The sequence below is a fragment of the Pseudoxanthomonas sp. PXM03 genome (assembly GCF_014852005.1).
GTDB lineage: Bacteria > Pseudomonadota > Gammaproteobacteria > Xanthomonadales > Xanthomonadaceae > Pseudoxanthomonas_A.
The window spans coordinates 1746662-1766289 of record NZ_JACVAU010000001.1 but is presented as its reverse complement, the minus strand read 5'-3'; the positions used below and the strand labels follow the sequence as shown (position 1 = coordinate 1766289).

20 protein-coding genes are annotated in these 19628 nt (G+C 66.8%); 14 read left to right on the top strand and 6 right to left on the bottom strand.

The annotated features are described in order from the left end of the window. Positions 1-6: 6 nt before the first annotated feature. From IB223_RS08285 to IB223_RS08260, 6 genes are all read right to left on the bottom strand, one after another. Positions 7-3123, bottom strand: a complete 3117-nt coding sequence (locus IB223_RS08285; protein ID WP_192201106.1) for a sensor histidine kinase — start codon at positions 3121-3123, stop codon at positions 7-9. 144 nt (positions 3124-3267) lie between these two features. Continuing rightward, positions 3268-4668 (bottom strand): replicative DNA helicase, encoded by a 1401-nt coding sequence (locus tag IB223_RS08280; RefSeq protein ID WP_192201105.1) that lies wholly within the window; start codon positions 4666-4668, stop codon positions 3268-3270. Positions 4669-4892: 224 nt separating this feature from the next. Beyond that, positions 4893-5342, bottom strand: a complete 450-nt coding sequence (rplI, locus tag IB223_RS08275) for a 50S ribosomal protein L9 (RefSeq protein ID WP_192201104.1) — start codon at positions 5340-5342, stop codon at positions 4893-4895. Between the two features lie 97 nt (positions 5343-5439). After that, a complete protein-coding gene (gene rpsR / locus IB223_RS08270; protein ID WP_055942998.1) occupies positions 5440-5670 on the bottom strand; it encodes a 30S ribosomal protein S18 in 231 nt (76 codons plus the stop codon). A gap of 26 nt (positions 5671-5696) precedes the next feature. Then, positions 5697-6125, bottom strand: a complete 429-nt coding sequence (gene rpsF, locus IB223_RS08265) for a 30S ribosomal protein S6 (RefSeq protein WP_142125379.1) — start codon at positions 6123-6125, stop codon at positions 5697-5699. Positions 6126-6350: 225 nt separating this feature from the next. Next, the gene (locus IB223_RS08260) at positions 6351-6689 is read right to left on the bottom strand and encodes an iron-sulfur cluster assembly accessory protein (protein ID WP_192201103.1); all 339 of its coding nucleotides are present in this window, start codon (positions 6687-6689) and stop codon (positions 6351-6353) included. A gap of 119 nt (positions 6690-6808) precedes the next feature. Here IB223_RS08260 and asnS point away from each other — a divergent pair, with 119 nt between their 5' ends. The 14 genes from asnS to IB223_RS08190 all read left to right on the top strand — a co-directional run bounded on the left by asnS (position 6809) and on the right by IB223_RS08190 (position 19616). Beyond that, complete coding sequence (gene asnS, locus IB223_RS08255) at positions 6809-8209, top strand: asparagine--tRNA ligase (RefSeq protein ID WP_192201102.1); 1401 nt, start codon at positions 6809-6811, stop codon at positions 8207-8209. A gap of 3 nt (positions 8210-8212) precedes the next feature. Continuing rightward, positions 8213-8518 (top strand): hypothetical protein, encoded by a 306-nt coding sequence (locus IB223_RS08250; protein ID WP_192201101.1) that lies wholly within the window; start codon positions 8213-8215, stop codon positions 8516-8518. Beyond that, the gene (locus IB223_RS08245; protein ID WP_192201100.1) at positions 8515-8823 is read left to right on the top strand and encodes a hypothetical protein; all 309 of its coding nucleotides are present in this window, start codon (positions 8515-8517) and stop codon (positions 8821-8823) included. The genes IB223_RS08250 and IB223_RS08245 overlap by 4 nt, the downstream gene beginning before the upstream one ends. Before the next feature lie 10 nt (positions 8824-8833). Further along, positions 8834-9478 carry an FMN-binding negative transcriptional regulator gene (locus IB223_RS08240; RefSeq protein ID WP_192201099.1) on the top strand — a complete coding sequence of 215 codons (645 nt, stop codon included), beginning with the start codon at positions 8834-8836 and terminating at the stop codon, positions 9476-9478. Positions 9479-9583: 105 nt separating this feature from the next. Continuing rightward, on the top strand, positions 9584-10372 hold the full coding sequence (locus IB223_RS08235) for an SDR family oxidoreductase (protein ID WP_192201098.1): 789 nt from the start codon (positions 9584-9586) through the stop codon (positions 10370-10372). A gap of 44 nt (positions 10373-10416) precedes the next feature. Then, positions 10417-11838 (top strand): aldehyde dehydrogenase, encoded by a 1422-nt coding sequence (locus tag IB223_RS08230; protein WP_192201097.1) that lies wholly within the window; start codon positions 10417-10419, stop codon positions 11836-11838. Between the two features lie 24 nt (positions 11839-11862). Next, a complete protein-coding gene (can, locus tag IB223_RS08225; protein WP_192201297.1) occupies positions 11863-12528 on the top strand; it encodes a carbonate dehydratase in 666 nt (221 codons plus the stop codon). Next, positions 12521-12952: a RidA family protein gene (locus IB223_RS08220; protein WP_192201096.1), complete on the top strand. Its 432-nt coding sequence runs from the start codon at positions 12521-12523 to the stop codon at positions 12950-12952. Before can ends, IB223_RS08220 begins: the two co-directional genes overlap by 8 nt. A 1-nt stretch (position 12953) precedes the next feature. Beyond that, positions 12954-13502, top strand: coding sequence for a 3-hydroxyanthranilate 3,4-dioxygenase (locus IB223_RS08215; RefSeq protein WP_192201095.1), 549 nt, complete (start codon positions 12954-12956; stop codon positions 13500-13502). Positions 13503-13586: 84 nt separating this feature from the next. Continuing rightward, complete coding sequence (locus IB223_RS08210) at positions 13587-14597, top strand: amidohydrolase family protein (protein WP_192201094.1); 1011 nt, start codon at positions 13587-13589, stop codon at positions 14595-14597. Between the two features lie 169 nt (positions 14598-14766). Then, entirely contained in the window at positions 14767-16041 is a 1275-nt protein-coding gene (gene kynU, locus IB223_RS08205; protein ID WP_192201093.1) for a kynureninase, read from the top strand. Positions 16042-16056: 15 nt separating this feature from the next. Then, positions 16057-17427 (top strand): NAD(P)/FAD-dependent oxidoreductase, encoded by a 1371-nt coding sequence (locus IB223_RS08200; protein WP_192201092.1) that lies wholly within the window; start codon positions 16057-16059, stop codon positions 17425-17427. Then, on the top strand, positions 17424-18863 hold the full coding sequence (gene sbcB / locus IB223_RS08195) for an exodeoxyribonuclease I (RefSeq protein ID WP_192201091.1): 1440 nt from the start codon (positions 17424-17426) through the stop codon (positions 18861-18863). Before IB223_RS08200 ends, sbcB begins: the two co-directional genes overlap by 4 nt. A gap of 66 nt (positions 18864-18929) precedes the next feature. Next, a complete protein-coding gene (locus IB223_RS08190) occupies positions 18930-19616 on the top strand; it encodes a DUF2461 domain-containing protein (protein WP_192201090.1) in 687 nt (228 codons plus the stop codon). Positions 19617-19628: the final 12 nt, after the last annotated feature.

Sequence of the window (19628 nt, the reverse complement as noted above, 5' to 3'; positions counted from 1 at the left end):
GCTGCTTCAGCGCCCGTCCTTCCCGGCACGGTGCCCAAGCAACCAGCGTTGCCACCCACGCGACCGCGCGCGGTAGGCGAGCGCCGCCGGCACACGGACGTCGATGCAGGTGCCCTCGCCCGGTCGCGATGCGACGTCCAGCGTCGCGCCCAGCCGCTCTGCACGTTCGCGCATGCCCGCCAGCCCCCAGTGCCCGTGCCTGCCTCCGCGTGCCAGCACATCGGGTTCGATGCCGCGGCCGTCATCGATGAAGCGGACGCGCACGCCATCCGTTGCCTGTTCGATCACGACTTCGATGTGCCCCGCATGCGCGTGGCGGAACGCATTGACCAGCGCTTCGCGCCCGATCTGCACCAGTTCGTCCTGCACGATCGGATCCAGGGGCAGAGCCAGTCCCTCCATCGTCACCCGGCAGGAAACATCCGCATCGCTGGCCAGGTCGGCCGCCATCCGGACAAACACGTCGGACAGTCCACCCGCATGGTGGGTCGCACGCAGGTCGAGCACACGGTCGCGCGCCTCCACCAGTACGTCGTCGGCGCGCTCCAGCACGGACTCCAGGGCGTCCCGCCCGGGTGCGCTCGCCCCCAGCGATCCCGCCACCGCATGGAAGCGCAGGATCAGCCCCTGCACGCTCTGCAGCAGCGTGTCGTGCAACTCGCGGGCGATGCGCTCGCGTTCGCGGTGGCGCTCCTGCAGGCGGTCATGGATCTGCCGGGATACGCGGCGAAGACGCATCAGGTAGGCGACCCACAGCAGTCCGGCGATCAGGGCGATGCACAGCAGGGCGAACCATGGGGTCTGGTAGTACCGCGGCGCGATCGAGAACGCGATGCTGGCGCCCGTCTCGTTCCACACCCCATCGTTGTTGGCCGCCAGCACGCGGAACACATAGTGCCCCGGCCCCGGATCGTTGTAGTACGCCACGCGACGCGTGCCGGCCTCCTGCCATTCCTGCTCGTAGCCTTCGAGCCGGTAACGGAACCGGACCCGCTCGGGGATGGCCAGGCTCAACGCGGTGTAGCCAATCTGCAGGTTTCGCGCGCCGGCAGGCAGCGACAGCGGGCCGCCCTCCAGGCGATGGTCCCGGCCGTCGACGGACAGCGCGCGGATCGCCACGGGCGGTGGCAACGGATTGCGCTGGATGGCCTTCGGATCGATCGACACCACGCCGCTGGTGGTGGCGAACCAGAGCTTGCCATTCCCGGCCTGCAGCGCGGTCGGGATGGGTCGGAACTGCGCAGGGACGCCGGGCAGTCCGTCGAGGAAGTCGAAGAGATCGTACGCAGCGTGCGGCGAATCCTTGAGCACCGCCTCGATGGCGCTGGCCGGCACCCGCACGATGCCTCGCGCACCGTTGAGCCAGAGATCGCCGTCCGCCGTCTCCACGATGCCGGAAATGCCACGGAACGGGCTGTCCGCGCGCGCGCGCAGGCTCTGGATGCGGTCGCCGCGCAGACGCGCAAGACCCCGCTCGCCGCCGATCCAGATGCCGGCGCGCCCCTGGTGCAGCGCACTGACGTTGCCGACGTCTAGACCCTTCGAGGGGCCGAATACCTGCAGGCTGCCTTCCCGCATCCGCGCGATGCGGTTGTGCGCGAAGCCCATCCACAGCTGACCTTCCTGGTCGGCCAGCAGGCTCAGCGGCGACGAGCCATCGCGCGTACCCGCGAGTTCCTGCAGATGGGTCCAGTGGCCGTTACGCAGACGATGGATGCCTGGGGTATTCAACGACACCCACAGCGTGCCGTCGGTCGTCCGCGCGATCGCCTGCACGCCCGAATACGCTCTGACCGGCAGGGGCGCCGCGGGCGCCAGCCTGCCGTCACGCAATGTCCACAGTCCTTTGGGACCACCGAGCCAGACCACGCCTTCGTCGTCCCTGTAGGCTGCGGTCAGCGGCGGAGGCAGCGACAACGTCTCGAGCGTATCGTCCCGCAGCCGCATCAGGGGCCGGTTGCGGCTTCCCGCCAGCACGGCTGCGCCGTCACCGGCGACGATGGCGAAATCGTGCGCGCCGTCGGGCAGACGGGCCAGCACCACGTTGGCATGGCGGAAACGGTCCAGTCCGCGACTGCTGCCTACCCAGATCGTGCCCTCGCGGTCTTCCAGCAGCGGCAATGCATAGTCCGAACTGAGGCCGTCGCGCTGGCGATAGCTCTCGAAGTGCGGTTGCCCTTCGCCCGCCAGCCGGTAGACGCCATCACCCAGGGTGGTGGCCCACAGTGCGCCATCGCGGTCGAACAGCAGGCCGGCGGATGGCAGCGGCAGCCCAGCGGTCGACGCGGCAGCACTCGGCAAAGGCAATGCGCGGACCGCCCCATCCGCCTCCGCAATCCAGATGCCGCCTTCCGATGCCTGCGAAAACTGGCTGATCCTCCCCACCGGCGCCTGCACGCGCTGGAAGGCCCGGGCTCCACGCGGCAGAAAGGCGGCGCCTTGCTCGCTCGCCACCCACAGCGTGCCGGACGCATCGTTGAACACAGTGCGCGCCTGCCGGCCGGGGAATTTCCATTCCGGCCCCAGCGCATGCCATCGCCCCCGTTCCAGATAGACCAGCCCGGTGAAGGTGGCGGCCCACAGCCGGCCATCGGCATCGCGGGCGAAACTGAAGACGGTTCCGCTGGGCAGACCTTGTGCTTCACCGTAGTGATTCAGTTTGCCCGCATGGATGTGGCTGACGGCACCGTAGCGGAAACCCACCCAGAGCCCGCCCTCGGGAGGCGCGTACAGGGCTGAAACACTGGTCGCGGGCAGCGACTCGCCGGCCGGAGGCTCATAACGCTCGAACTGCACGCCATCGAAGCGGTACAGGCCGATCTGGGTGGCCAGCCAGAGATAGCCGTCCGCGGTCTGCGCCAATGCGGTGATCTGACCCGGCGCGCCATCCTTGACGCTCCATGCCGTGTGGTGGAACTGCGACAGCTGGCGGTGGATCTCGAGAGCCGACGCCGTCTGCATGCACGCAAGCAGCACCAGACCGGCCCATGCGGCCCGCCAGCCACGCAACCGCCTGCTTGTGCCCGCGCCCGACGCACTGGCCACTGGATTCCCCTGGACGTCTACTCGCTGGCGGCTCTGTTCCGCCACTGCCATCGCCACGGCGATGGGCCATCTGGCCATTCGTGTTCCGGACCGCCGCCGCACCGGGCACCGCGTCCGGGCGCGCCGCAGCGCCCTTCAATGCCTGGTATCGGCTCCCCCGAGGACCGGTCCTGCCCCGTGCAGCGTACTACGCGACAAGCACCGCCGCGAACATCGATGGGGTCATTCGAACGCGCCGATGCTGTCGTGGCTCAGGTTGTCGAAGCGGGTGTATTCGCCGAAGAAGCGCAACTTGCACGAGCCGGTCGGACCCGAACGCTGCTTGCCGATGATGATCTCGGCCAGGCCTTTGTCCGGCGAGGTTTCCTTGTTGTAGTAGTCGTCGCGGTAGATGAAGACGATCATGTCGGCATCCTGCTCGATGGCGCCCGATTCGCGCAGGTCCGCCATCACCGGACGCTTGTCGGTACGCGTTTCCAGCGAACGGTTGAGCTGCGACAGCGCGAGCACCGGCACGTTGAGTTCCTTCGCCAGTCCTTTCAGGGACCGCGAGATCTCGGAAATCTCGGTAGCGCGGTTTTCGCTGTTGCCCGGCACGGACATCAGCTGCAGGTAGTCGATGACGATCAGGCCCAGGTCGTGTTCCCGCTTCAACCGGCGCGCCTTGGAACGCAGCACGTCCGGCGAGAGTCCGGGCGTGTCGTCGATGAAGACCTTGGCCTGGTCCTTGAGGATGCGGATGGCGCTGGTCACGCGACTCCAGTCCTCGTCTTCCAGCGAACCGGTGCGCAGTCGTGTGGCGTTGATGCGGCCGACCGACGAGATCAGTCGCATCGCCAGCTGCCCGGCCGACATTTCCATCGAGAACACCGCGACGGCCTTCTTCGACTTGATGGCCGCGTACTCGGCGATGTTCAGCGCGAACGTGGTCTTGCCCATCGCCGGACGCGCCGCCAGGATCACCAGATCGGTGGGCTGCAGGCCCGCCGTCATCATGTCGAACTCGGTGTAGCCGGTCGGCAGGCCGGTGACCGTGCCGCCGCTTTCCGAGCGCACGCGCAGGACTTCGAACGCATCCTTCAACGCATCGTTCATCGCCACGAAGTCGGTACGTCCGCGTGCGCCCTGCTCCGCGATCGCGAACACCTTCTGCTCGGCGATCGCGAGCATCTCGTCGCTTTCCTTGCCCTCCGGCTGGAACGCGTCGTTGACGATGTCGGTGCCCACTTCGATCAGCTGGCGCATCACCGCCTTGTCGCGCACGATCTCGGCGTACGCGGTGATGTTGGCGGCGGATGGCGTGGTGCTGGCCAGTTCCACCAGGTAGGCGCCGCCGGCGACCAGTTCCATGTGGCCCTGGGACTCGAACCACTCTCCCAGCGTCACCGCATCGAACGGACGGTTCCTTTCCGCGAGCTCGCTGATCGCGCGATAGATCAGCTGATGGTCGCGACGGTAGAAATCATTCGGCGTGAGCTTGTCGTTGATGCGGTCGTACGCTTCCGGCGCCAGCATCAGGCCGCCCAGCACCGCCTGTTCCGCCTCGATGGAGTTCGGCGGAACGCGCAACTGTTCGATGCGCGAGTCGTGCGGGTCGGAGCGGAAGCCGGTACGTGCGGGCATGGACAGTACAACCAGGTCGGAATGGGGCCGGACCGGACATCGTAGGAGCCCGGCCTGTGGGCACGCGACGGAACAACCTGTGGATAAGTATCTTCAGGCTGATCTTTTGTCGTCTCACCCGCCGCGACGGCACGGGCCGCCTGTCGGCATGCGCCGACGGCAGAAACAGAACGGGCGCCTTGCGGCGCCCGTCTGTCGGCATCACGGATGATGCGCTGGCTGGATCAGGCTTCCGCCTGCACCACGACCTTGACGGTCGTCTGCACGTCGGCGTGCAGCTTCACGGCGATTTCGTACTCGCCGATGTTGCGCAGCGCGCCTTCGCCCATGATGACTTCGCTCTTCTCGAGCGGCAGGCCAGCAGCAGTGAACGCGTCGGCGATGTCGCGCGGGCCGACCGAACCGAACAGCTTGCCCTCGGTCGCGGCATTGGCGGTGATCGTGACGCTGGCACCTTCCAGCTTGGCGGCGCGGGCTTCGGCTTCGTCGTGCACGGCCTTGGCCTTGGCTTCGTAGTCGGCGCGCTTGGCTTCGAACTCGGCGACGTTGGCGGCAGTGGCCGGCACGGCCTTGCCCTGCGGCACCAGGTAATTGCGGCCGTAACCCGGCTTCACGCTGACCTTGTCACCCAGGACACCCAGGTTGGTCACTTTCTGCAGAAGAATCAGTTCCATCGTATTGCTCCGTATTCGTTAGCAGGCCTGGCCTGCAGCGATTGGCTGTCCGAATGACAGTAGGAAGAAGAACCTCCCCGCGAGGGGAGGTCCTGGATTACACGTCGTGGTTGTCCGTGTACGGGATCAGCGCCAGGAAACGGGCGCGCTTGACCGCGGTGGACAACTGACGCTGGTAGCGGGACTTGGTACCGGTGACGCGGCTCGGAACGATCTTGCCGTTCTCGGTCAGGTACTGGCGCAGGGTGTTGAGATCCTTGTAGTCGATCTCTTTCACGCCTTCGGCGGTGAACTTGCAGAACTTGCGGCGGCGGAAGAACTTGGACATGGGTGTGGCGCTCCTAGATGGCGTGCTCAGGCGGCTTCGGCGGTGTCGGAATCGGTCGAAGCCTCGGTGCTGGCCTCACCTTCGTCATCGTCACGGCGGCGGCGCTCGCCACGCTCGGGCTTGTCGCCCTTCTCGTCCTTGTTCTTCATGATCAGGGACTGCTCGGTATCCGGACCATCGCGCTTGATGACCAGGTTGCGCAGTACCGCATCGTTGAAGCGGAAGCTCTCGACCAGTTCGTTCAGGACGGCCTGGTCGGCTTCGATGTTGAGCAGCACGTAGTGGGCCTTCACCAGGTTCTGGATCGGGTACGCCAGCTGGCGGCGGCCCCAGTCTTCCAGACGGTGGATCTTGCCGTTGCCGGTCTCGATCAGCGACTTGTAGCGCTCGATCATGGCCGGCACCTGCTCGCTCTGGTCCGGGTGGACCAGGAACACGACTTCATAGTGACGCATCGTTATTTACCTTTCGGATGTGGGCCCGGCATGCGGAGTGCGCGCCGGGCAGGACAGCCCCCCGACCACTCCGCGATGGTGCCGGCGGGGTGCGGTGGGGCAAGGACCCGCGGCCAGTAGGCCATCGGGAGCCGGAAATTATGGCAGGTCAGTGACTTAGGAGCAAGCCGGAGCCATCAACACCCCAGCGGGGCAGCAACCCCGCCCCCCCCCCCACCAGTACACTCAGGCCGCGTCGGCCGTGGTGGTGAAGCTCTCGCCGCAGCCGCATTCGGCGGCCGCGTTGGGATTGTTGAACAGGAAGGTCTCGCCCAGGCCCTGCTTCGCGAAATCGATCTCGGTACCGTCCACCAGCGCCAGGCTGTCGGCATCCACATAGATCCGCACGCCCTGGAAGTCGAACACCGTATCGCCCTCGCGCTGTTCGCGGGCCAGGTCGGCCACGTGACCCCAACCGGAACAGCCGGTGCGGGTCACCCCGAAACGCAGGCCCAGTGCCCCCGGGGTCTGTTCGACGAAACGCTGCACGCGTTCCAGCGCAACCGGCGTGAGGGTGATGGCCATGCGGTGCTCCTGCGGGACAACTGGAAAGGAATTATAGCGGTGGCCGCGCAGCGTGGGCCGCGCGGCTCTTGTAAACTCCGCGTTCCATTAATGTGTCTGTTTACGGAAGGATTCAAGCCATGACGGTGGTGAGCGTCGAACATGCGCTGGCGGGCAAGCTCCCGGCCGGCGGCGAAGTCACGGTGCGCGGCTGGGTGCGCACGCGGCGCGACTCCAAGGCAGGCCTGTCGTTCGTCAACGTCAGCGACGGCTCGTGCTTCGCGCCGATCCAGGTGGTGGCCCCGGACACCCTGTCCAACTACGAATCCGAAGTGAAGCACCTGACCACCGGTTGCGCGATCATCGCCACGGGCATCCTCGTCGCTTCACAGGGCCAGGGCCAGAGCTTCGAGATCCAGGCGTCTTCCATCGAGGTCGTCGGCTGGGTGGAGGATCCCCTCACCTACCCGATGCAGCCCAAGCAGCACTCGCTGGAGTACCTGCGCGAGTTCGCCCACCTGCGTCCGCGCACCAACCTGTTCGGCGCGGTCGCGCGCATCCGCAACTGCCTGGCCCAGGCCGCGCACCGCTTCTTCCACCAGAACGGCTTCTACTGGATCAGCACGCCCATCGTGACCACGTCCGATGCCGAGGGCGCCGGGCAGATGTTCCGCGTATCAACGCTGGACCTGGCCAACCTGCCCCTCGGCAAGGACGGCGCGGTGGATTTCTCGCGCGACTTCTTCGGCAAGGAAACCTTCCTGACCGTGTCCGGCCAGCTCAATGCCGAGGCATATGCGCTGGCGCTGAGCAAGGTCTACACCTTCGGGCCGACGTTCCGGGCCGAGAACAGCAACACCACCCGCCACCTGGCCGAGTTCTGGATGATCGAACCCGAGGTCGCGTTCAACGACCTGGCCGCGAACGCGCAGCTGGCCGAGGACTTCCTGAAGTACATGTTCCGCGCCGTGCTGGATGAGCGTGGCGACGACTTGGCCTTCATCGCCGAGCGCGTGCAGCCCGATGCGACCACCCGCCTGGAAGCTTTCGTCAACGCGCCGTTCGAACGCATCGACTACACCGATGCCATCGGCCTGCTGCAGAAGTCGGGCCACAAGTTCGAGTTCCCGGTGGAATGGGGCCTGGACCTGCAGACCGAGCACGAGCGCTGGCTGACCGAGCAACATGTCGGTCGCCCGGTGGTGGTGACCAATTACCCCGAGCACATCAAGGCCTTCTACATGCGCCTGAACGACGACGGCAAGACGGTCGCCGCGATGGACGTGCTGGCCCCGGGCATCGGCGAGATCATCGGCGGCAGCCAGCGCGAGGAGCGCCTGGACATCCTGGACGCGCGCATGGCGCAGTTCGGCCTGGATCCGGCGCACTACGGCTGGTACCGCGACTTCCGCCGCTACGGCACCGTGCCGCATGCCGGCTTCGGCCTGGGCTTCGAGCGCCTGGTGGTGTACGTCTGCGGACTGGGCAACATCCGCGACGCCATCCCCTACCCGCGCGCACCCGGCAACGCGGAGTTCTGATCGATGCTGCTGTTCTTCGCCCTCTGCTTCGTCGGCATCGCCATCGCCGGATTCTGTGCGTTCGTGATCTTCTGGCCGCTGACGCTGGTGCACGTCCGCGACCGCCATGCCGCGCTGGGTGCGCAATGGGGCGAGGGCGCCTTCCTCAAGCCGGTCGCGCTGCGCTGGCTGTTGGGCGGTGGCTATCGCCGGATCACCGACAGCTCGCTGTCGGGCCTCGCCACCCCGGCGCGGATCTCGCTGTGCGTGATCTTCGTCGGGCTGGGCATGGCCGGGCTGTTGTGGCTGTGGGCGGAGGCCCTGGGATGAGCGACCACATGAGCGAACACTGGTACCTGGCTTCACTGGGCCGCACGCTGATCTGGGCACGCCTGCGCGTACTGGAGGCAGGCACAGCCGAGGTACTGGACAGCGACGGGCATACCCTGCCCTATGACAGCGAAGACACCGCGCGCGCCGCGCTGTTCGATGCCGAATTCGTTGCCTGGGACGGTCTGGACGAAGATGACGCGCTTGCGCGCGGCTTCTCGCTGCACGACGTATCTCCCCCGCATGCGGACAGCGACGACGTGCTGCGACCGATGATGGTGCAGTCGCTGGGCGCCCGCGCCTGAGGCACGCGCCATGTACACGCCGCGCGCGTTCGCCGAGACTGACCTGGCCGGACTGGACCGGCTGATCGCACGCGACGCCTTCGTCACGCTAGTCACCGTCGCCGACGGCCTGCCCTTCGTCAGCCACCTGCCGGTGCTCTACACCCGGGATGGCGACCGCGTGCTGATCGAAGGCCATTGGGCCAGGCCCAACCCGCAGGCACGGCATGCCGGCAGCGCACTGATGATCGTGCATGGCCCGCACGCCTACCTGTCGCCCGGCTGGTATGCGGACAAGGAGGAAGCCGCGCGCGTGCCCACGTGGAACTACGCGGTTGCGCACCTGCACGGCACGCTGGACATCACCGAGGAGACCAGCGCCCTGGCCGGCATCGTGGATCGCCTGAGCCAGGTGAACGAGACCTCCGTCGGCAACGATTGGCGGTTCGAACACGAGCGCGCCGACCACGTGCGACAGCTGCGCGGCATCGTGGGTTTCCGTTTCGTCGTCGAGCGCATCGAGCTGAAGTTCAAGCTCAGCCAGAACCATCCTGTCGCCAACGTCGAAGGTGCTGCCGCCGCGCTGCAGCAGTTGGGCGGCGAAGACAATCTGGCGGTGGCCAGCCTGATGCGCGAGCGCCTGGAGCGCCGCAAGGACGGCGCGGGAGCGACGTAAGTCGCGACGGGGGATTTCAGTCCTCCGGGGTTGCCGGGAAAGCATCTCGACTTGCGTCGCTCCCACAGGGCTACACTCGACGCCTTGTCCTTCCGGGAACGATGCATGGATCTCAATCTTGCCGGCCGGCACGCACTGGTCTGCGGCGCGTCCGAGGGGATCGGACGCGCCGCCGCGCACGAGCTCGCCCTGCTCGGCGCTGATGTCACCGTGCTGGCGCGCCGATCCGACGTGCTGCGGGACGTGGCCAACGCCCTGCCTGTCGTCGCCACAGGCCAGCGCCACGGCACGCTGGCCGTCGACATCGCCGATGCGACAACGCTCCGCGACAACGTCACCGGGCTGGTCGCCACGCACCGGGTCCACATCCTGGTCAACAACACCGGCGGCCCACCCGGTGGGCGAGCCATCGAGGCCGTGGCGGATGACTACCTGGCAGCGTTCCAGCAGCACCTGCTCGCCAACCAGGTGCTCGCTCAGGCAACCCTACCCGGCATGCGCGAAGCCGGCTGGGGCCGCATCGTCAATGTCGTCTCGACCTCGGTGCGGGAACCCATTGCCAATCTGGGGGTATCCAACACCATCCGAGGCGCTGTCGCCAGCTGGGCCAAGACGCTGTCGAAGGAACTGGCCATGGATGGCATCACGGTCAACAACGTGCTGCCCGGCTACACGCGCACGCAGCGGCTGGAGCAGATCCTGCGCGACCGCATGCAGGCCACCGGCAAGGATGAGACCACCGTCAGCAGCGCGATGCTGGCCACCGTGCCGGCAGGTCGTTTCGCCGACGCGCACGAGGTCGCCGCCGCCATCGCCTTCCTCGCCTCGCCCGCCGCGGGCTACATCAACGGCGTCAGCCTGGCCGTGGATGGCGGGCGCATGCAATCGATCTGATCCGCCGGCACAGGGGGCTTGCCAGCCGGGTTAAGCTAGTGGGCATGGACCGCTTCAGCCACTTCATCGCGGGCGAGCCGCGCCACGGCGGCGCATGGCGTCCCGTGTTTGAGCCCGCGTCGGCCCAGGTCTATGCCGAGGTCGCCGAGGGCACCGAAAGCGATGTGCTGCATGCCGTCGATGCTGCGGAATCGGCATTTCCCGCGTGGGCGGCCTTGACCACGACCGGGCGTGCGCGCTGGCTGGAAAAACTCGCCGATGCGCTCGAGGGCCGCCTTGAGGAATTCGCCCTCGCCGAATCGCGCGATGCCGGCAAACCGCTGGCGCTGGCGCGCGACATCGAAATTCCCCGCGCCATTGCCAACCTGCGCTTCTTCGCCCACGCGGCAACCCAGTTCGCCAGCGAGTCGCACCATGGCGAAGCCGGGCTGAACTACACGCTGCGGCCGCCACTGGGCGTGGTGGCCGCGATTTCGCCATGGAACCTGCCGCTGTACCTCTTCACCTGGAAGATCGCCCCGGCATTGGCCGCCGGCAATACGGTGGTGGCCAAGCCTTCGGAAATCACGCCCGCCACGGCCTCGATGCTTGGCGCGTTGGCCGCAGAGATCGGCTTTCCGCCCGGCGTGCTGAACATCGTGCATGGCACAGGCCCGGCGGTGGGCGAGCCGTTGGTGCTGCATCCTGCGATCAGGGCAGTGTCTTTCACCGGCAGCACCGGGGTGGGCCGTCGCATTGCCGGCCTCGCCGGGCCGCTGCTGAAGAAGGTCTCGCTGGAACTGGGTGGCAAGAACGCCACGCTGGTATTCGCCAACAGCGACTGGCGCGCACACCTCGACACCCTGCTCCGCTCCGCTTTCCAGAACGCCGGGCAGATCTGCCTGTGCGGGTCGCGGTTGCTGGTGCAGCAGGCGATCTACGACGAATTCCGCGATGCATTGATCGAACGCGCGCGCGGGCTGCAGGCGGGGGCACTGGACGATCCCGCCACGCGCCTCGGCGCGATGGTGTCGCAGGCGCACTTCGACAAGGTGCTGGCCTGCATCGCACGGGCACGAACCGAGGGCGGCCGCGTGCTGCTCGGTGGGCATGCGCTGGAGCGGCCCGGCTGGTTCATTGCGCCCACGGTCATCGAAGGCCTCGGACCCCAGGCAGCCACCAACTGCGAGGAAATCTTCGGCCCGGTCGTGACCCTGCAGCCTTTCGAGGACGAGGCCCATGCGCTCGCGCTGGCCAATGCCGGCGACTACGGCCTGGCGGCCACGCTGTGGACGCGCGACCTGGATCGGGCCCATCGGCTGGCGTCGCAACTGCGTGCCGGCATCGTCTGGATCAATACCTGGATGACCCGCGACCTGCGCACGCCGTTCGGCGGCGTGGGCGCATCCGGTCTCGGCCGCGAAGGTGGCCACGAGGCCATGCGTTTTTTCACCGAACCCAAGAACGTCTGCGTGGCGTTGCGCTGAGGACCATAAAACCCCATGTCCGACCTGTCCGAACTCGAGAAACTGCTGCAGAACAACCGCGACTGGGCCGCCCGCATCAAGCAGGAGGATCCCGGCTTCTTCAAGCGGTTGTCGCAGCAGCAATCACCGCGTTACTTGTGGATCGGCTGCTCCGATTCGCGCGTGCCGGCGAACCAGATCCTGGGCCTCGACCCCGGCGAGGTCTTCGTCCACCGCAACATCGCTAACGTGATGTCGCACGGCGACCTCAATGCGCTGTCGGTCGTCCAGTTCGCCGTCGACATCCTGAAGGTCGAACACATCCTGCTGGTCGGTCACTACGGCTGCGGCGGCGTGCACGCCGCCATGACCGGCCTGCGCGTGGGGCTGGCCGACAACTGGCTGCGCCATGTCGCCGATGTCGCACTCAAGCACAACGATCTGCTGGAACAGGTCGATACCGAATCCCTGCGCCACGCCCGCCTGTGCGAACTCAACGTGATCGAGCAGGTGTTCAACGTGTGCCAGACCACCGTGGTGCAGGATGCATGGGCACGCGGCCAGCCGCTCGCGATCCACGGCTGGGTCTACAGCCTGTTCGACGGCCGCGTGCGCGAGCTCGGCATGGACGTGGCCGCACAGGATGAACTCCAGCCTGCGTACCAGCGTGCGCTCGCCGGCGTCCCGGGCAAGGGGAAGCGCGATGAGTGATGTCATCCATGCCGATGCCGCGCCGAAGCCCGTCGGCCAGTATCCCCACGCGCGCCGCGTGGGCGACCTGCTGTTCCTGTCCGGCATCGGCCCGCGCGATCCGGCCAGCAATGCCATCGTCGGCAACGTGCACGACGCCGAGGGACGCCTCATCAGCTATGACATCGACGCACAGTGCCGTGCCGTGTTCGCCAACGTCCGCGCAGTGCTGAAGGCCAGCGGTGCACGCTGGGAAGACCTGGTGGACGTGACGGTGTACCTCACCGACATGGCCCACGACTTCAAGGCGTACAACCGGGTGTGGGCGGAGTATTTCCCCGACCCGGCGGCGGCGCCCTGCCGCACCACGCTGGGCATCACCTCGCTGCCGACCCCGATCGCCATCGAACTGAAATGCATCGCGCACCTGTCCGAGGCCCGCTGACATGCTGCCCAATCCGCTCAACTTCCAGGCATGGATCGACGAGCACCGCCACCTGCTGAAGCCGCCGGTCGGCAACAAGGTCATCTACGACGGCGACTTCATCGTCATGGTGGTCGGCGGCCCGAACGCGCGCACCGATTACCATTACGACGAGGGTCCGGAGTGGTTCTACCAGTTGGAAGGCGAAATGGTGCTGCGTATCCAGGAGAATGGCGCGCCGCGCGACATTCCGATCCGGGCGGGCGAGATCTTCCTGCTGCCGCCGCGTGTGCCGCATTCGCCGCAACGCATGCCGGGCTCGGTCGGCCTGGTGATCGAACGCAAACGCCTGCCGCACGAAGACGACGGCCTGCTGTGGTTCTGCGAACACTGCAACGCGAAGGTGTACGAGGAGTACTTCCACCTGAACGACATCGAGCAGGATTTCTTCAGGGTGTTCGAGGCCTTCTACCGCAGCGACGACCTTCGCACCTGCAAGGCCTGCGGCCATCTGAACCCCCGCCCGAGCCGCTATGAGATGCAGGCCGATTCGCAAGCCGACATCACCTGAGGTGAGGATGCGCGCGCCCCGGGGGATGGGTCCCGTTCGGCACTGCAGCGCGAATCCCGCTCGGGCAGCCCCTACAATCCGACGATGCTGAAGATCGACACCCACGCGCACTTCCTGCCCCGCGACTGGCCCGACCTGGCGGCCAAGTACGGTGACCTGCGCTTTCCCGTGATCCACCACGGCGACGACGGCCGCCATCGCATCTACAAGGACGGCAAGTTCTTCCGCGAGATCTGGCCCAAGACGTGGGACCCGGAAGAACGCATCGCCGACTACGCCAAATTCGGTGTGCAGGTGCAGGTCATCAGCACAGTGCCGGTGATGTTCAGCTACTGGGCCAAGGCGCACCATGCGCTGGAGCTGCACCAGGCGCTCAACGACCACACCGCTGCCGCCTGCCGCGACTATCCGCGCCACTATGCGGGCATCGGCACGGTGCCGATGCAGTCGCCGCGATTGGCGGTGCAGGAACTGGAGCGCTGCATGGACCAGTTGGGCCTGCAGGGCGTGCAGATCGGGAGCCATGTCAACGACTGGAACCTCGACGCGCCGGAACTGTTCGAATTCTTCCTGGCGGCCAGCGAACTGGGCGCAGCGATCCTCGTGCACCCCTGGGACATGATGGGCGCCGCATCGATGCCCAAGTACTGGCTGCCCTGGCTGGTCGGCATGCCGGCCGAGCAATCGCGCGCCGCCTGTTGCCTGATCTTCGGTGGCGTGCTCGAACGGTTGCCCGGGTTGAAGGTCTGTTTCGCCCACGGCGGCGGCAGCTTTCCTTACACCATCGGCCGCATCGAGCATGGCTTCAACATGCGGCCCGACCTGGTGGCCACCGACAACCATCGCAATCCGCGCGAATACCTTGACCGGGTCTATTTCGATTCCTGGGTCGCCGATCCACGCGCGCTGCATTACCTGCTAGACACGGTCGGCCACGAGCGCGTGATGCTGGGCACCGACTACCCGTTCCCGCTGGGCGAACAGGAGCCCGGCGCCGGCATCGCCGCCCTGGGCCTGGACGAGACCCGGCAGGCGCGCCTGTATCACGGCACCGCGCTGGAATGGCTGGGCTTGCCCGCCTCGAGGTTCCTGTGAGGATACTCCCTGTAGGAGCGACGTCAGTCGCGACCGCACGGCACGATCTTGCAAGGACCTTCAGTATCTTCGGGGGAGACCAGCCCATTCGACGTCATCTCCACCGACACTCCACGGTCGCGACTCACGTCGCTCCTACAACCCAAAGATCATCTCCGAACCACATTCCATGACCGACCCGCTGTCCCGCACCCACATCATCGCCCTCGATGCCGCCGACCCCTTGCGTCCGCTGCGCAACGAATTCCTGATCCCGCGCCACAAGCACAACGACCAGGTCTACTTCTGCGGCAACTCGCTCGGCCTGCAACCGAAGGCAGCGCGCACCTACATCAACGAGGTGCTGGACAAGTGGGCCAACGAGGCCGTCGAAGGCCACTTCACGGGCAACGCGCAGTGGATGACGTACCACGAACTCGTGCGCGAGCCGCTGGCGCGCCTGGTCGGTGCGGAGCCGGCGGAAGTGGTGGCGATGAACACGCTGACCGCCAATCTTCACCTGATGATGGTCAGCTTCTACCGTCCGACGGCGGAGCGTCCCGCTATCCTGATGGAGGCCGGCGCATTCCCTTCCGACCGGCATGCGATGGAGTCGCAGGTACGCTTCCACGGCTTCGATCCCGCCACCGACCTGATCGAAGTGGAACCGGACCTGCCCGATGGCACGCTGTCGATGGCGGCCATCGAACGCGCCATCGTCGAGCACGGCCCACGCCTGGCGCTGGTGCTGTGGCCCGGTGTCCAGTACCGCACCGGGCAGGCGTTCGACCTTGCCGAGATCGCGCGGCTTGGCCATGCGCAGGGCGCCGTCGTCGGCGTCGACCTGGCGCACGCGGTCGGCAACCTGCCGTTGCAACTCCACGACAGCGGTGTCGATTTCGCCGTGTGGTGCCACTACAAGTACCTCAACTCCGGTCCCGGCGCGGTGGCGGGCTGCTTCGTGCATGCGCGCCATGCCCGGACGGACAGGCCAAGGTTTGCGGGCTGGTGGGGCCACGAGAAGGAGACACGTTTCCGCATGGGGCCGGCCTTCGTGCCCACGCCCGGTGCCGAGGGCTGGCAGCTCAGCAATCCGCCGATCCTTGGGCTCGCGCCGCTGCGTGCATCGCTGGAACTGTTCGAGAAGGCCGGCGGCATGGACGCTATCCGGACCAAGTCGCTGAAGATCACCGGGCTGCTGGAAGCGCTGATCCAGGCACGGCTGTCCGACGCACTGCAGATCATCACGCCAGCCGACACCGCACAGCGCGGTGCGCAGCTGTCATTGCGGGTGATCGGTGGCCGCGAGCGGGGCCGCGAACTGTTCGAATACCTGCTGTCCGTCGGCACCGTCGGCGACTGGCGCGAACCGGACGTGATCCGCATCTCGCCCGCCCCGCTGTACAACCGCTACATGGATGTCCACCGCTTCGTCGAGGAAGTCGAGACGTGGCGGGGGTTCTGATCCGGAGAAACGAGTTTGGTCACTGACGGCAAGCGACACATCACCATCATCGGCGCCGGCCTCGCCGGCGCGCTGCTGGCGACCCTGATGGCGCGCGCCGGCTGGCGCGTGGAGGTGTTCGAGAAGCGCGGCGACCCGCGTGTGCAGGGCTATGCCGGTGGACGCTCGATCAACCTGGCACTGACCGAACGTGGCCGCCATGCGCTGCGGATGGCGGATGCGGACGATGCGGTGATGCGGCAGGCGGTGATGATGCGCGGGCGCATGGTGCATGCCCTCGACGGACGGCTGCAGTTGCAGCGCTACGGGCGCGACGACTCCGAGGTCATCTGGTCGATCCATCGCGGCGACCTGAACATCACGCTGCTGGACCTGGCCGAACGCGCAGGCGCCGTCATCCGGTTCAACCGCCGGTTGGAATCCGTGGATTTCGAAGCGCGCATCGCCCGCTTCGTCGACGAGCAGGACGGCGGCGTCCACCCTGTCGAGTTCACCGCCCTGATCGGCGCCGACGGTGCCGGCTCGTCCTTGCGTGGCGCCATGCAACGGCGGGAGGATCTCGGTGAACGCACCGAGTTCCTCGACCACTCATACAAGGAGCTCGAGATTCCCCCTGCCGCCGACGGCAGCTTCATCATGGAACCGAACGCCCTGCACATCTGGCCGCGCGGCCACTACATGTGCATCGCGTTGCCCAACGACGAACGCACGTTCACGGTGACGCTGTTCCTGCCCAACGAAGGCGATCCGGGTTTCGACAGCGTGCGCAGCGGCGCGGATGCGAAGGCGCTGTTCCTGCGTGATTTCACCGATGCGGTGCCGCTGATCCCGCGACTGGAACAGGACTGGGACGCCAACCCCACCGGCCTGCTCGCCACACTGTATCTCGAACGCTGGCACCTGCAGGGCCAGGCCGTGCTGCTGGGCGACGCCGCCCACGCGATGGTGCCGTTCCACGGCCAGGGCATGAACTGCGCGTTCGAGGATTGCGTCGCCCTCGCCCACCACCTGCAATCCACGCAAGACCTCGCGGAGGCTTTCGCTGCCTTCGAAGCCGAGCGCAAGCCCAATGCATTGGCGATCCAGGAAATGGCGCTGGAGAACTACGTGGAGATGCGCGACAAAGTGGACGACAGCGGCTTCCTGCTGCAGCGGGAACTGGAGCGCGCGCTGCAGGAGCGCCATCCGCACCGCTTCGTGCCGCACTACACGATGGTCAGTTTCATGCGCATCCCGTACTCGGTGGCGCAGCATCGCAGCCACGTGCAGCGCGACCTGCTGGTACGGCATACCGCCGGGCGCGGCGCCCTCGACGGAATCGACTGGGCAGCGGTCGATGCCGATGTGCTCGCGCGCTTGCCGGTGCTGGAGGAAATGGCAGGGTGAGCGCCAGCTTCCTGTTCTACGACCTCGAGACCTTCGGCGCGGATCCGCGCCGCAGCCGGATCGCGCAGGTCGCGGCCGTGCGTACCACGCCCGCGCTGGAACTGATGGAGGAGCCGGTCAGCTTCTTCGTACAGCCAGCGGATGACCTGCTGCCCTCGCCCATCGCCACGCTGATCACCGGCATCACGCCGCAACAGGCGCTGCGCGACGGCGTCAACGAAGCCGAAGCCTTCGCCCGCATTGCCGACGAGATGGGCCGGCCCGAAACCTGCACGCTGGGCTACAACAGCCTGCGCTTCGATGACGAGTTCGTGCGTCACGGCCTGTTCCGCAATTTCCATGAGCCTTACGAGCGCGAGTGGCGTGGCGGAAACTCGCGCTGGGACCTGCTGGACGTGATGCGGCTGATGCATGCGCTGCGGCCGGACGGCATCGTGTGGCCGAAGCGGGACGACGGTGCAACGTCCTTCAAGCTGGAACACCTGGCGCTGGCCAACCGTGTCCGCGAAGGCGATGCGCACGAGGCTCTGTCGGATGTGTACGCCACCATCGGCCTGGCCCGGCTGATGCGGCAGGCCCAACCCCGCCTGTGGGACTACGCACTGCAACTGCGCGACAAGCGCTTTGCCGCGCGCCTGCTGGATGTCACGGCCATGCAACCGGTACTGCATGTCTCGCAGCGCTATCCCGCTAGCCGCCTCTGTGCGGCGCCGGTGCTGCCGTTGGCGCGGCATCCGCGCATCGACAATCGCGTGGTGGTGTTCGACCTGGAAAGCGATCCGGCCGCACTGCTGGCCTTGGCGCCCGACGAGATCGCCGACCGTCTCTATACCCCGGCCGCCGATCTGCCGGAAGGCGAGCAGCGGATCCCGCTGAAGGAAGTCCATCTGAACCGTGCACCGGCGCTGGTCGCCTGGTCGCATCTGCGCCCCACCGACATGGACCGGCTCGGCATCGATCCCGCGCGCTGCGAGCGCCATGCGGAAGTCCTGCGCGAGGCCGGCCCGGAGCTTGCGGAGAAGGTGCGGCAGGTGTTTGCCGGCGAGCGGCAGTTCACTCCCGGCGACGTGGATGCTTCGCTTTACGATGCTTTCCTGGCGGACGCGGACAAACGCCGGTTCACCGAGGTACGGACGACGCCGCCTGCGCTGCTGGGCCAACGCGATTTCGGCTTCCGCGATGTCCGCATGCCCGAATTGCTGTTCCGCTATCGCGCGCGCAACTGGCCCGGCTCGCTCTCTCCCGCCGAGCGCCAGCGTTGGGACGACTATCGCCGGCAGCGCCTCGCGACCGACAGCGGGATGTCCGAATACAGCTTCGCCAGCTTCGATGCCGAACTTGCGGAACTGCGGATGACGCATGCCGCCGATGCGGACCGGCTCGCGCTGCTGGACAGGATCCAGCAGTGGCGCCAGGACCTGCAGGCCGGCCTCTAGTACGCCGGGCGACATCGAGGGCAGCCTTGTCGGCCTGATGACGCCGGCTTGTCTAGAATGGCGGCCATGGCCACCTACTTCTCCGATGCCAGCTTCAAGTTCCTGCGCGGGCTGGCCCGCCACAACGACAAGACCTGGTTCAACGACCACAAGGCGCAGTACGAGGATCACGTCCGGCAGCCATTCCTCCGGCTCCTGACGGACCTGCAGCCCGACCTGGCGGCAGTGAGCCTGCACTTCCGCTCCGAACCGAAGACGGTAGGCGGGTCGCTGTTCCGCATCTATCGTGACGCACGCTTTTCCAACGACAAATCCCCGTACAAGTCCTGGCAGGGTGCACGCCTGTTCCACGAGCGCCACAAGCAGGTGCCCGCACCCTCGTTCTACCTTCACTTGCAGCCTGGCGAATGTTTCGTCGGTGCCGGACTCTGGCATCCCGAGCCGGACACGCAGCGGCGGGTGCGGCAGTTCATCCTGGACAACCCGGGCAGTTGGAAGAAGGCGGCGCACGATGCGCCTTTCCGGCGGCGCTTCGAGTTCGAAGAGAGCGAGAAACTGGTACGCCCTCCGCGCGGGTTTCCCGCCGACTTCGAGTTCATCGAAGACCTGAAGCACCGCAATTTCGTGTTCTGGCGCTCGCTGGACGACGCCACCATGACCGGTCCGAAGCTGCGCCAGACCGTGGCGGCCGATCTCAAGGCGCTTGGCCCGTTCATCGACTACCTGTGCGCTGCGCTGGACCTGGAGTTCTGACCCGGAGGTTTG